Source organism: Pedobacter puniceum (genome assembly GCF_009674685.1).
GTDB lineage: Bacteria > Bacteroidota > Bacteroidia > Sphingobacteriales > Sphingobacteriaceae > Pseudopedobacter > Pseudopedobacter puniceum.
This window is the reverse complement of record NZ_WKJI01000008.1, coordinates 1-13,733: the sequence shown is the minus strand read 5'-3', so window position 1 is coordinate 13,733 and position 13,733 is coordinate 1. Positions and strand designations below refer to the sequence as shown.

Here is a 13,733-nt window from a genome sequence, read left to right as displayed (position 1 = left end):
TATATAGAGATGAAGTATGTTCGCCTTCATCTCTCCTTATTAATAGTTTAAAAATGGTACAATGGTACTCCACTGACTTTGATGATGGTGTTCTCCTTTGAAATCTTTTAGCCCGAATTCTATTCTGGTTTCATCTGTTAAAGTATCTAACCTTATACAAATCTCATTTTCGCCCTCATTAAATTCTTGTAAAAAAACATGTGCAGCAGGCCAACATCTTTTAATTTCTAAGCTTTTATAAACCTCTTTTCCGTTAACAAATACAGTTAAATAACTAGTGCAGCCCATGCAAACCCAAAGTTTTATTGCAGAAGAGAATGTTAGATTACTATATAAAAACAAGGTTTTTTCTCCTTTTCCATAAAAGAATTTATCTACCGAAATATTGAAAGAACTGGCATGTATAGTATCTATATGGAATGGCTGAGCTGCTCGATCAGCAAGTAGTTCTTTAATGGTATTAACCTTAATAAAATCCTTTTGGATATTAACTTGATCATGGTTCATGTAAATGGTTGATGGCATACTGCTCATACCATGTTCGGGATAAGTCTCATCACACGGAATAAGTTTTTTATCATCCTCAATAAAGGGTCCTAAAAGAGCCCAAGAGCCATAGTAAGGCATATTAACAGCTATTTCATGCAACTGCACATCGTCTTGCGCAATCAACAACTGATAACGAAAAGCATTTTTATAGGATGTTGGAGTTGGTAAATTGACTTCAAAATCGATGATAAAATCATCCGAATCTGTTTTTAATTTATCGATTTTATTGATGAGTTTGCCCTGATCATCTTTAAGTGAAAAAGAAAGCTTCGAAGAGTTTTGTTTATCAGTAAAATAAATTCTGATGATTTGATGAGGCACAAAATAACTATCATCCCATAAAGGAAACTCTACTTTAACTTGATAAGGCGGATGAGGAATATTTAAGACGGTATGGTTATCTGATATAGCATCATGATCAAAATACTGGCAAAATTTCATTCCCTCTTTACAGGTTGCTGCTGTTAGCTCAAATATGGTTGCGGGCTTATAAATGTCTATAATAGCTTCGCTAATCAAGATTTCTTCGCCTACACGTTCTTTCCATAGGGTTGGAATGTTCTCATATCCTTTAATTATACCAATTAAAGCACCTGCTGTGGCCACTATACAATCGCTATCATGCCCCATGTGTAGTGCTTGTGCAATACAATTAAAATCAGTGTTAGATGTTGCCAGGGTAAGTATGGTAAAAGCGATGTTCATTGGGGCCGATGTAAAATCAGCGTCACCATAGAAACTTTTAATCTTATACATTACTTTTTCTGCATCATGCTGGCTACACCAATCCAAAACTTTAATAACCAACGCATACATAGAACCATCTTTGGGTATGTATCCTAAAGCTTTTCTTAATACCTGCATGATATCGGTCTCAAAAAATGCAATGGAAGCACAAACAGAAAAATATTGTTCTGCTTCTACACTAAAACCGCTATGATCTAAACTACCATCTAAACCAGCATAATAGGCTGCTTTTTCTGGTATGCCTGGGCACAGCATTCCCCACAACTCGCTTCTTATTGGGCAGCCCATACTGCTTTTCCAATAATAATTATTCAATCGGCCACTTTCTGGAGGTATAATACCGATATTTAAATTTCTTGTTGCAATACCATATTCATTCCAAGGGAAGCCAACAAAATTTTTCCAATGCTCTGCAAAATCTTTTTCATTGATATGAACAGATTTTTTCATCACCATATCCAGCCACAATACTTGGAGATCCAAATCATCATTAGCGAAATTAGTTTCAAATAATTTATCGCTAATTTCAATATCATTAAAGTGTTTAAACCCTTCTATTGGAGCTCCCAGAATTCCGCCGGCACATTTACCAACCCAACCACCTAGTACTTTATCGTAATATTTATCGTATGTTAATTGTGTCATTTTATTTATTATATATTATCTTTTTTTGTCACCCAAAATGGTGCACTTAAAAACCACATAAAAGCGCCTACTATCATAAAAATTTCATACTGCTTAAAAGTTATAAGGCCATGAAATGATAAAAAAGCTGGTACCGCCGTAAATAATAACCCTAAATAGGATAGCGTTTTTAATATGATTTTTATCGGGTAATTTGCCATCTTATAATGTTTATAATGAATCTTTGATGATATTTTTAGGCTGTTTCATTTGCCTTAACTTGCATAAAAACAAGTAAACTATGGCCGCAATAAACCAACCCGGTATTGCCATAAAAAAGAAAAAGTCAAGCTCTAGCCCTAAATAAATAAGGTAGCAAAGCGTTACCGAAATTATCCAGGTAGCTGCAACGGCCCAGTTCATTTTACCATTTCTGTGATGAGAATAATCTGTCTCAAGATTAAGTTTTTTAAATACATAAACCTCCAGAACCACAATAGCCCCAACGGGTGCAGCAATTAAGGCAAACCATGCTAATAAATTATCCAGTTTGGAAACTATACCTGGGAATGAAGCCATTAAAGCTGCTGCTAAACCCAACCAAGCTGTTATTTTCCATCTTTTTGTTGATGGAAAAATACCTTGTATAGCTAAACCAGCCCGATACAAAGTTGGATTGGCGGTTGTCCAGCCCGCAATAACTACACATATAATTCCGGCTATACCAGCTCCTATACCTGCTACCTGACCCGGAGTAGGGTCTGAAATACCTGCTTGTAATGCTGCTGCGCAAAGTATCCCTGAAGCTATCCATGCCATAAAATGTCCTATAAACATCCCTCCAAAAGAGGCGATACCATAGTAAGATTTTTTAGCATATCTGTATATAAAGGTATCTGCCAAACCAATGTGCATAGCAGTATTACATAGCCATGCAAAAAACATAATATGCCAAAAATTATATTTTGACATGCCTTCCACTGGTGTACCTGTCCAAATGGTGGTATTAGCTACAGTCCAGAAATCACTAAAAGAATGAACACCCAATTGAGGTAAGGTAGCAATACCCGAAGCTAAGAAAACCCAGGGCATCCATGGTGTGCTGATGGTTGCAAATTTTGAAACCAAATCAATCCCTTGAATAGCTATTACGGTAATAAGCGCTACCAAAACAGTTACCAACACAACCCAGGTGATGCCACTTGGCAGCATTTGAGAGAAACTTGGTGTTTCTAAACCCAAGACCAATGAAATTGCACCGGCAGAAACAACGGCCATAAAAGCTGCAAAAACACATGCTTGTATACCTGATATTCCGTTAAAAATAGAAACTAACTTATATCCACTTATTCTTTCTAATTGATAAAAAAGCGTTAAACGCGTTTTCACGGCAAGAGGTGCACAAATTAATGTCCAACTTAATGTGGCCAATATATTTCCTACCAAAAGACCTAATATAACATCTGAGGCTGTTGCGCCATGTAAAACAAATAATGGCCCAATAACAAATTCTGTCCCTGCAATGTGCTCGCTGGCTACCAGAGCTAAAAAATCTTTAAATCCTTTAACTTTAGATGCAGGTACGGGTTCTCTTTCATAATCATTAATTGCATCTAACTGATTACTTATAGATGTCGCAGTATTATCAGACATAAAAATTTTTAGAGATTTATATTGTAAAAAAAAGGTTGCTTAAAAGCTGATGATATAGCTTTTAAGCAACCTTAAATAAATTTGGTTAATTTGGATTTTGAGCTTCCAAACCTACTTGAAAGTTTAATGTTAAATCGTCAACATGAAACTTCAGCAATGTTCTGTTAGAATTCCACTCAAAAGTTGATGTTCCTCTAGTTAATGGTGCAACTTGTGAAGCAGGATAAATGGCTCCATTAGCTGCATTATAAGCTGCCATACGTTTCCAGCTCCAGTAATCAAAACCCTCCATAAGTAATTCTCTTTGCCTTTCTCTAGCAATTTCTGCTATCAAACCAGCTTGAGTACCGCCTATTACTGGATCTAACAAAGTACGATTAACATAGCCTGTAATAGCTCTTCTTCTTATAAGATTATAATCATCTAAGGCTAAAGCAGTATTTCCTTGTACAGCGTTAATTTCTGCTCTGGTTATCACCAATTCTGCTGCTCTTATTAATGGGAAGGTTTGCATACCAATTAAAGTAGGCTGAGTTTGAAAACCCCATTTTTGAGATAAACGTTGGTTACCTATAGCTCCAGTAAAAGTATTGTTAAACGTTAACTGTGTAAATCTCCTATCGTTAACCACATCATCAAATAGAGGGCTTGTGGTAACCGCAGTATTTGCAGGAGGATTAGGTGTTGGTCTGTTTAAAAACCATCTTGCAGCCCCTCTACTAGTAGGATTTCCTCCTGACTCATTAGTCATGTTAATAGAAGCAGTTGTATACCCCGCAGCAGCTGTGGTGCTATTTACCAGACGTAAAATTTCCTCTGTATTAGTGTTTGGCGCATTAAACCCAGTACTATTAAATGGTATCGTTACATCAGTTTGTAGGGCATATACTCTGTTACCGGTTTCTGTTGTTCCGGTAATGGTACCAGGTGTATTGCCAATAACTTTATCAATAGTTTCTTTAGCTAATTGATAGCTTGCCGGCGTTGCTTGTTGAAAATATACCCTAGCTAACATCGCTAAAGCAGCTGCTTTATTAGCTCTAAACCTATAGGCAGGAAAAGCACCATGAATGTTTGCATCATAAGCTACAGGTAATAAAGTTGCTGCTTGTTGCAAATCACTTATAATTTGGTCATAAGTTTCTTGTATAGTTGCTCTTTTAACGCCTACAGAACCATCAATAGAAGGTTCTAAAGGTAATAAGATACCACCACCAGGCGTATTGGTATTATGACCATATTGGTGAGCCCAAAATCTAGCTGCATAAAAGAAACATAAACCTCTTATAAAATAAGCTTCGCCCATTAACCTATCCTTTTGTCTACTAAATTCAGAATCAGCAGGCGGTGTATTATTAATGAAAAACAAGGTACTATTAGCTGCAGCAATAGGTATATATAGATTTCTTGATAATCTTGCCAAAAACACATTATCTGGCTGCATAGAAAAATTATACATCAAATTGGTAGCCGCATTTGCACCACTTTGAGGCGAAGGAAATACCGTTCTTGTTGCACCCATTGCTTCTGCATAAAGTGCCATATCGAAAGCTGAAGATGAATTAACTGTAGGAGGGCCTTGTGCAATAAGCCTTCCGTAAGCGCCATTAATTATTCCATCAAGATTTGCCGTACTTTGGTCTACCACACCACTAGATAATTCATCATTTGGGGGTAAATCAAACTTTTTACAGGCGTCAAATACAAAGCAGGTTAAGACCAAAACCAGGTACTTGGTATATTTATGTTCAAATAATCGTTTCATTGATTTATACTTTAAAAATTAAAAATTCAACTGAAATCCAAAGCCAAAGTTTCTTGCTTGCGGAGGATCAGCATTGGTTTGAGACGGTGCTATGTTCTGTGGCTGATTGTTGAAATCTTGGAAGGTTATGGTTCCGCTGATTTCTGGATCCCAGCCTGGGAAGTCCGTAAAGGTTAATAAGTTAGTTGCCGTTAAGAATATAGAAGCTCTGTTAATTTTTGCTCTTTGTGTTAATTTAGTTGGCAAATCATAACTTAATCTCAAGTTTCTTAATCTTGCATAATCTCCTTTGTAAAGGAAACGGGTAGTTGCCTGACCAGAATAAGTTGGATTAAAGAAGAAACCAGGGTTTGTTGCATTATCTCCAGGTTGTGTCCATCTATTCTCTAAAAACTGGCTTTGAACATTTCTTGGTCCTTGCAACATATAAGCCTGACTTTGCGCACCAGCATCATAGATCCAATTACCTAAGCTAAAAGTAAATAAAGTTGAAAGTGTAAATTGTTTAAAACTGAAAGTATTAGAAACACCCCCTGTCCAATTAGCTTGTCCTGGTTTATCTGTTATAGGGGCAGATATTTCATCCCAGTTAACATTTGGAGTTGTTGTACCGCCTGTTACACGTCCAAAGGGATCTACAACAATTCTTTTATTAACATCATGTGTTTTATAACCTCTAGAATCAAGAATAATCGCACCTGCATTGTCTCTAGCAACATCTGCAAATACTTCAAATCCAGTAGCAGGATCTACTCCTAAATATTTAGGCAAATAATAAGTACCTAAAGGCATACCCACGTAAACTCTGTTCACACCAAAGGCTACAGCACTAGGATCTAAGCCTCCTAAATCAGTAACTTCATTTCTATTGTATGCCACGTTAACATTTACATTCCAATTAAAGGCCTTGTTGTTCACAACTTTGGCTCCTAATTGTACCTCATGTCCCCAGTTCTTTAAAGCACCTGCGTTTCTATAATTTCTACCACCAAAAATTCCACTTGTTGGTGGTGGCAATGCTCCTAAAATTAAATCGGTGGTATTACGAATATAATAGTTATATGACCCTGTAATTCTGTTATCAAATAAACCAAAATCAGCAGCCAAGTCTGTCATTGCAGTTCTTTCCCATCTGATGTTTTCTGCTAATGCCTGAATTCTTCTCAAAGGATAGCCGATTTGACCACCATAAAAAGCATTACCTACCCCAAAACCACCATAAGAAATAGCTTCTACACCACCTGGGTTTGAGTTACCTGTTAAGCCCCAACTAGCTCTCACTTTTAGGTTCGATAGCCATTTAGAGTCTGAAAAGAAGTCCTCATCCGTAACATTCCAACCAGCTGATAAAGAAGGGAAATTTGCCCACCTGTTATTAGCTCCAAATCTTGAAGAACCATCTCTCCTGAAACTAGCGCTAAAAATGTATTTGCTCTTGTAGTTGTAGTTTAATCTGGAGAAAAAAGACAAGTATAAATATTGGTCTAACCTATCCTGTGAAGTTGCTAAACCAGCAACTTGCGTGGTATTTAAAGATGGAGCACTAGGTATTAAGGTAGATTGTATAAATGTTGATCTGTTATTGTTATAACTGTATTGGTTACCCACTACCAAATCAAAATTATGCTCGTTATTGATGCTTTGTTTAAAAGTGAAGAAGTTATTGTTATTGATGGTATTTGATATTCTAGTTCTAAAATCATTAACACCTCTGATGGTACCAAGCTCGCCACCAGGAGTAATAGTCGGATTCATATAAAATCTATTCATTTGATTGATATGATCATTACCAACCTCAGATCTAAAAGTTAATGACTTTAATATTTTATACTCTCCGTAAATATTGCTCAAAAACCTTTGATTATCTACGCTGCTATTAAATAGTAATTCATCTTGAAAAACTAGATTATTTACCGATTGTGCTACGCCAAATAATGTTCCATCTGCGTTATAACGCGGAAAAATAGGTAAAACAGAGTTAACGGCATTGAAGAAACCTCCGGGACTAAAACCTTGTGCAAATTGAGATGGGTTACCAATTGGATAAAGGTTATTTTTGGTATAACTACCATTAACCATTACACCCAATTTTAATTTTGATGAAGCTGTATGGTCTAAATTTAACCTTCCACTTATTCTTTCAAAATCATTACGTTGTAAAATACCATCTTCTTTAGCATAGTTTAAACTGGTAAAGAACTGTGTTTTATCAGTACCACCAGAAGCAGAAACACCTGCATTAAAATTTGCACCATTTTTTCTAAAAACATCATCTAAATGATTGATATTTTGGTTTGCTGTTGCAGCAGCAAAAGCACTATCATAACTTAAAGAAGGAATGGCATTTGCAAAAAACTGACTGTAGCCGCCATTACGAAAATCAGGAGCTACACCACCCAAATTTCCATTAAAAGTTAAACCGGTGTTGATAGAGTTTTGTATGGCTTCTCTTCTTAAACTTAAGAACTCATTACCATTAGCAAATGAAACTTTATTGGCTGGGTTGTTAACGCCATAAGAAACATTTGCAGAAAATTTGGTAACTCCAGATTTTCCTTTTTTAGTGGTAATTAAAATTACACCATTGGCCGCTCTTGCTCCATAAATAGCGCTGGCTGCTGCATCTTTTAAGATTTCAACCGATTCTATTTCATCAGCATCAATATTTGCCATCGGGTTGGCAGGAGGAGATCCGCCTCTTCCGGTATTTCCAAAAAGACCAGAGTTGTCTGATTCTACAGGAATACCATCAATAATGTATAAAGGCTCGCCATTTGAAAAAATGGAACCGCTACCTCTTACCCTGATACGGGCAGGAGCACCTGCCATACCACTGGTTCCTGTAACGTTTAGACCCGGAGCTAAACCTTGTAAAGAGTTTTGAAAGTTTGGAGTTGCAATAGCTGTAATATCCTCCCCTTTTACCTTAGAAACAGAACCTGTTAATGTTTTCCTGCTCTGCGTACCGAAACCCACAACCACAACCTCATCTAAAGCTGATATGTTATCTTCTAACTCAACAGAAATGGTTTTTCTGTTGCTCACAGGAACTTGTAGAGCTTTGAAGCCTAGACCTGAAAATACCAATACTGCATTTCCAGGTGCTTTGATATTAAAGTTTCCATTGGTATTTGTTACAACTCCTGTAGTTGTATTTAAAATTGTAACAGATATACCCGGCAATGGTAGCCTATCTGTTTTGGAAATGACTCTACCTTCGACATTGTCTTGTGCAAGTAGAATCTGCTGACTTGAATAAATCAGCAAAATCATGAGTAATAATCTTTTCATTAGTTGAAATGATTTAATGTAAATAATTTGGTTAGTAATTGACTTTGGTAAAAATGCTTGATTAATGGGCTGTGTAACTCCTGATTCGCAAAATTGAAGTGAATTATCATCATAAATAATCTTAAGTTTTTGATTTTCAATAAATTAAATGAAAACTAAAAAAACACCTTATCACGTGATATAATATTAAAAATTAAGATTAAATATCTATTAAGTTTATAGATTATATAGTACTTATATTGGCATTTTATTAAACTATCTTGTACTTTTGGCTTAATTAGTCAAGAACAAGGTGGAATAAAGTGTAGGGAGTAAATACTAATTGAGTTGAGATTTTTGAAACTGGCGTGGGGTAAAACCAGTAAATTTTTTGAAATTGGTATAAAAAACCGATTCTGAGTTGTAGCCACTTTCTAAAGCAATGGTATACATTTTATCATTCATGGTTTTAGGATTTAGCAATAACTTTTTTGCCTCTTCAATTCTTTTATAGTTGATAAACTCATTAAATGTTTGGCCCAAATGTTCGTTTAAAAATATAGATAAAATATAAGGTTGTACATTTAATGCTTTAGCTAAGCCTTTCTCATTTAAATCCCATTGCTTGTAAATTTTATCAATATCAATGGCTTTATTTAAATTGCTTTTATAGAGTAATATTTCCTCCTCGCTAAGTTTTAGTTTATTCTTCTTTGAGATGGTAATATTAAACAACTCAATTTTATCCATCTGTAAAAGCTGAGGTTCTTTTAGGGCATATATACCGGCTAATAAAAGTATAATACTATCTGTAATTACCAATACCATTTCTAGTATGGGGTTAAGTTGCGTTCTAAAGGAAGGTAAAAACTGGTTCTTAATTAGGATAAAATACGCTGTTATCATTTTTAAGAAAAATATGATAAACAGGAGTTTCAACCAATCAACCACCTCTTTCTTATTAAATTCTTTTAACTGATATGCCTTTACCTTTCTAATATATAATATAGCATATACTGTATATGAAATAACAACAGCTAATAAAACAATATCATGATATGCTGTACCTATATAAAGGTTATAAGAAAAGGGTAACCATTTAAAAACTAAAAAATAAGAAGTAAAAAGTATAACTAAAATAGTAGGTAAAAAATACAACCACAAATGTTTAGGATAACGCCTGTTTAAAATAAGCAGCATATAGATATATACAATAGGCCCTAAACTTATGTCTATATAGTCAGATAGAAATACAAACTCTGGATGGGTATCTAGAAAATCTGCAAAGCGCAATAAATACTGATTACCTATATAAACAGATGTTAGCACATAAAATAAGGAGAGAAAAAAATTGGCTCTTGTGAATTTCATGATTAAAATAGAAATCCCAAAAAACAATCCTTGGAAACATGCCCAAATGTATAGTGCTGATAACATAAAACAATAATTACAGTAAAGTTATGGTTACACCTGTCTTAATTTATAGTTTATTAATCCGGTTTTGCAAATTCAAAGTCGCCAAATTAAAGTAAATATTACTTTCATCCACCAATTATAAACAAAATGATTAAAAAAATTTTCTTTTTAGGGTATCTATATTTTTTTAGCACCCTTATTTATGCCCAAACCAAATCACCTATCCTACATGATGATGGTAAAGTTACTTTTCAGATAGTGGCACCAAAAGCTAAAAATGTATTCTTAGGTGGTTGGGATTTGATGAGCTACTTAGGTTATACCAAAAGTGGAGCCAAACCTTTTAAAGGTGTAGCTATGCAAAAATCAGATAGTACCACATTTAGTATTACAGTAGGGCCTTTAAAGCCGAATACTTATCAATATCATTTTGTAGTTGATGATATTAGGATACTAGACCCTCTTAATAAAAAAGTAGTTACTGGCTCGCAACTTCCTAGTAGTGCTTTTACGATAGAAGATCTATCAAACGGATATTTAGCTCAAAGAAATGTTGCACATGGTACCCTACATAAAGAAGTATACTTTTCAAACATCGTTAATAAAAACAGAGATTTATACATTTATACACCTCCAGGTTATGATGGCAAAAAGAAGTATCCTGTTTTGTACCTCTTGCATGGTGCCGGTGAAGTAGCACACTCTTGGAGTAGTATAGGATTTGCAAACGTAATTGCTGATAATTTACTTGCAGACCAAAAAATAAAACCTTGCATTATAGTCATGCCAGATGGACATGCTATAGAAAGGGATAATGGTGGTATAAACCAAAATAATACATCATTATTTGAACAAGATTTTATTCAAAACATTTTACCTTTTGTAGAAAACAATTACAGTTGTATCCAAAAAAAATCTGGAAGAGCCATAGCTGGCCTTTCTATGGGTGGTATGCAAACATCTGTTATTGGCTTTAATCATTTAAATTTATTTGATTATATAGGCGTATTTAGTGCCGGACTACCAAAATTCACAAGCGATAGGGCCGATTTATTAGCCAATCCAGAGCAATTCAATAAAAATTTGAAACTTTTCTTTATAGGTGTAGGCAGTATAGATAAAGTAGGCATAAACCCTACAACTCAACATAGAGGAGCGGCAGAAGAACTGCAAAACCTGCATTTAACTTTAAAACAAACAGGCATTCATCATACTTACATCGTGTTACCAAACGTAGACCATACATGGTTTGCGTGGCGTCCTTTATTAGCAGAATACTTTCTTCCTTCACTTTGGCAAAAATAATACATGAAAAAGTTCATCATCTTAAGCACATCTATTTTAATATTTTTAAGTTATACAGGCTTTTCTCAAGACTTAAGCAAATTTGTAAATCCGTTTATAGGAACATCTAATGCCGGAAATACACATCCAGGAGCAGTACTTCCGTGGGGTACAGCATCAGTGGTTCCGCACAATACTTATAAAGGCCCTACACCCTACATACATGGCGAAAAATATTTACTAGGCTTTGGTAATTTACAACTATCTGGTGTTGGATGCCCAGAAACTGGCAGTATTTTATTAAGACCTACTCACGGAGATCTTTTTACTGATGTAGAAAAAGGAAAATCAACCTATATTCATGAGCAAGCAACACCGGGTTACTATAGTACTTTTTTAGAAACTCATCATATCTTAGCTCAAATGACTGCCACACAAAGAAGTGGCAGATCAAAATATACCTACCCTAAAGGAAAGAATCATCTAATTATTGATTTAGGAACCACACAAAGCCATATTAAAGGTGGTTTAGTAGAAATGATCTCCGATAATGAAATAAGAGGCTATAAAAATGAAGGTAATTTTTGCGATTCTAGATTATCAAGGAAAACATTCTTTTACATTAAAATCATTGGTCCTGCATCGAAAACCGGATTGTTTAATGGTACCCAACTTATAACAGATAAAACTATATCTGGAGAGAAAGTTGGTGCTTATTTAAGTTATAACTTTGCTAAAGAAACCAGTATAGAGGTTTTGGTAGGCATATCTTTCGTAAGTATAGAAAATGCTAAACAAAACTTAGAGGCTGAACAGCCCAAGGATAAATCTTTTAAAGAAATTAAAAACTTAGCCAGAAAAGCCTGGAATACAGAGCTTAGTAAGGTAAAAGTTAAAGATGATGCTGACACCAATAAAACTAAATTCTATACGGCTTTATATCATACCCTTATCCACCCAATGGTTTATAATGATGTTAATCATGATTATTTAACTATGCAAACTGAAGATCAAAAAGAAAGATTTGTTAAAAAAACAGATTATACAAGATATTCGGTTTTTTCTTTATGGGATACTTATAGAACTGTTCATCCATTATTTACATTACTTTACCCTAAACAGCAAAGAGACATGACCCAAAGTATGATAGACATGTATAAAGAAGGGAAATGGCTACCCAAATGGGAATTATTTGGACAAGAAAGTTGGGTAATGGTTGGAGACCCTGCTAGTATCGTCATTGCTGACACCTATTTGAAGGGAATTAAAGATATCGACATTAAATCAGCCTATGAGGGGATGTTAAAAAGTGGTTCTTATTTAAAATCTCAAAACTATCTAAGACCAGGCTTAAAAGAATATCTAAAATATGGCTATATCCCTATTGATAAAAGAGGTGGAGCCGATAGTACCCTTTTTTCTTTCAACAATGGTTATGTATGGGGACCAGTATCAACCTCACAAGAATATTATCTATCTGATTTTAATATTTCAAGAATAGCTAAAGCATTAGGTTTTAAAGATGATGAAAAAACCTACCTAGAAAGAAGTAATAATTTCACCACCTTATTTGATGATAGCTTAAAATTTTTCAGACCTAAAAACAGTAATGGTACGTGGTTAACTCCTTTTAATCCCTTAGATAGAACTTTTGACATAAGATGGGAAAAAAGCGGTGGACATGGCTATGTAGAAGGTACCGCATGGATTTACAGATTTTTTGTACCACATAACCCTCAAAAGCTTATTGCTTTGTTTGGCGGTAATAAATCTTTTAAGGATAGTTTGGATTTACTTTTCTCTAAAAAATATTTTGATATTACCAACGAGCCTGATATTAGCTATCCATACTTGTATAATTATATTGAAGGAGAAGAAAACAATACCTCTGCAACTGTTCATCACATCATAGATTATTCGTACTCTACCAAACCTGGAGGTATCCCTGGAAATGATGATGCAGGAACGTTATCAGGATGGTTGGTTTTTGCGATGTCTGGCATTTATCCTGATTGCCCTGGAATTCCAGTTTATCAAATTAGTGTTCCAAAATTCAAAAAAATGATTTTTAATCTTTCTCAAGATTATTGGAGTTCCGATAAATTAACCATAGAAAGAATTGGTGATGGTTTAAAAATCAAAGAAATATGGCTTGATGAACAACGACTCTCTTCTTTTTCTGTTGAGCATAAAGATCTTGTTAAAGCTAAAAAGCTAACTATAATAACCTTTTAAGTTTTCACTCTTCTATCATTTTCATCAGTATTACTTGATTATCACTGATGAAATTTCTTATCTTATACATGACATCAACAACACAAAAAAGTTATACATCAGCATTGTATACTTTAGTAACCGTTTTCTTTTTCTGGGGCTTTGTGGCCGCCTCTAACGGTATTTTTATTCCATTTTGTAAAACTCATTT

8 protein-coding genes are annotated in these 13,733 nt (G+C 34.7%); 2 read left to right on the top strand and 6 right to left on the bottom strand.

The features are described 5' to 3' along the window. Positions 1 to 39: 39 nt before the first annotated feature. The 6 genes from GJJ64_RS16465 to GJJ64_RS16440 all read right to left on the bottom strand — a co-directional run bounded on the left by GJJ64_RS16465 (position 40) and on the right by GJJ64_RS16440 (position 9,979). Positions 40 to 1,941 (bottom strand): ADP-ribosylglycohydrolase family protein, encoded by a 1,902-nt coding sequence (locus tag GJJ64_RS16465; RefSeq protein ID WP_154288852.1) that lies wholly within the window; start codon positions 1,939 to 1,941, stop codon positions 40 to 42. 8 nt (positions 1,942 to 1,949) lie between these two features. Further along, positions 1,950 to 2,141: a hypothetical protein gene (locus tag GJJ64_RS16460; protein ID WP_154288851.1), complete on the bottom strand. Its 192-nt coding sequence runs from the start codon at positions 2,139 to 2,141 to the stop codon at positions 1,950 to 1,952. Between the two features lie 10 nt (positions 2,142 to 2,151). Next, positions 2,152 to 3,573 carry a purine-cytosine permease family protein gene (locus GJJ64_RS16455; RefSeq protein ID WP_154288850.1) on the bottom strand — a complete coding sequence of 474 codons (1,422 nt, stop codon included), beginning with the start codon at positions 3,571 to 3,573 and terminating at the stop codon, positions 2,152 to 2,154. 85 nt (positions 3,574 to 3,658) lie between these two features. Further along, a complete protein-coding gene (locus GJJ64_RS16450) occupies positions 3,659 to 5,338 on the bottom strand; it encodes a RagB/SusD family nutrient uptake outer membrane protein (RefSeq protein ID WP_154288849.1) in 1,680 nt (559 codons plus the stop codon). A gap of 18 nt (positions 5,339 to 5,356) precedes the next feature. Then, positions 5,357 to 8,629: a SusC/RagA family TonB-linked outer membrane protein gene (locus GJJ64_RS16445; RefSeq protein WP_154288848.1), complete on the bottom strand. Its 3,273-nt coding sequence runs from the start codon at positions 8,627 to 8,629 to the stop codon at positions 5,357 to 5,359. 318 nt (positions 8,630 to 8,947) lie between these two features. Further along, positions 8,948 to 9,979, bottom strand: a complete 1,032-nt coding sequence (locus GJJ64_RS16440; RefSeq protein WP_195759313.1) for a helix-turn-helix transcriptional regulator — start codon at positions 9,977 to 9,979, stop codon at positions 8,948 to 8,950. A gap of 192 nt (positions 9,980 to 10,171) precedes the next feature. Between GJJ64_RS16440 and GJJ64_RS16435 the strand changes: the two genes are divergently transcribed. Together GJJ64_RS16435 and GJJ64_RS16430 are read left to right on the top strand one after the other, a co-directional pair. Further along, positions 10,172 to 11,329 carry an alpha/beta hydrolase-fold protein gene (locus GJJ64_RS16435; RefSeq protein ID WP_154288846.1) on the top strand — a complete coding sequence of 386 codons (1,158 nt, stop codon included), beginning with the start codon at positions 10,172 to 10,174 and terminating at the stop codon, positions 11,327 to 11,329. A gap of 3 nt (positions 11,330 to 11,332) precedes the next feature. Continuing rightward, positions 11,333 to 13,543 (top strand): GH92 family glycosyl hydrolase, encoded by a 2,211-nt coding sequence (locus tag GJJ64_RS16430; RefSeq protein ID WP_154288845.1) that lies wholly within the window; start codon positions 11,333 to 11,335, stop codon positions 13,541 to 13,543. Positions 13,544 to 13,733 lie beyond the last annotated feature (190 nt).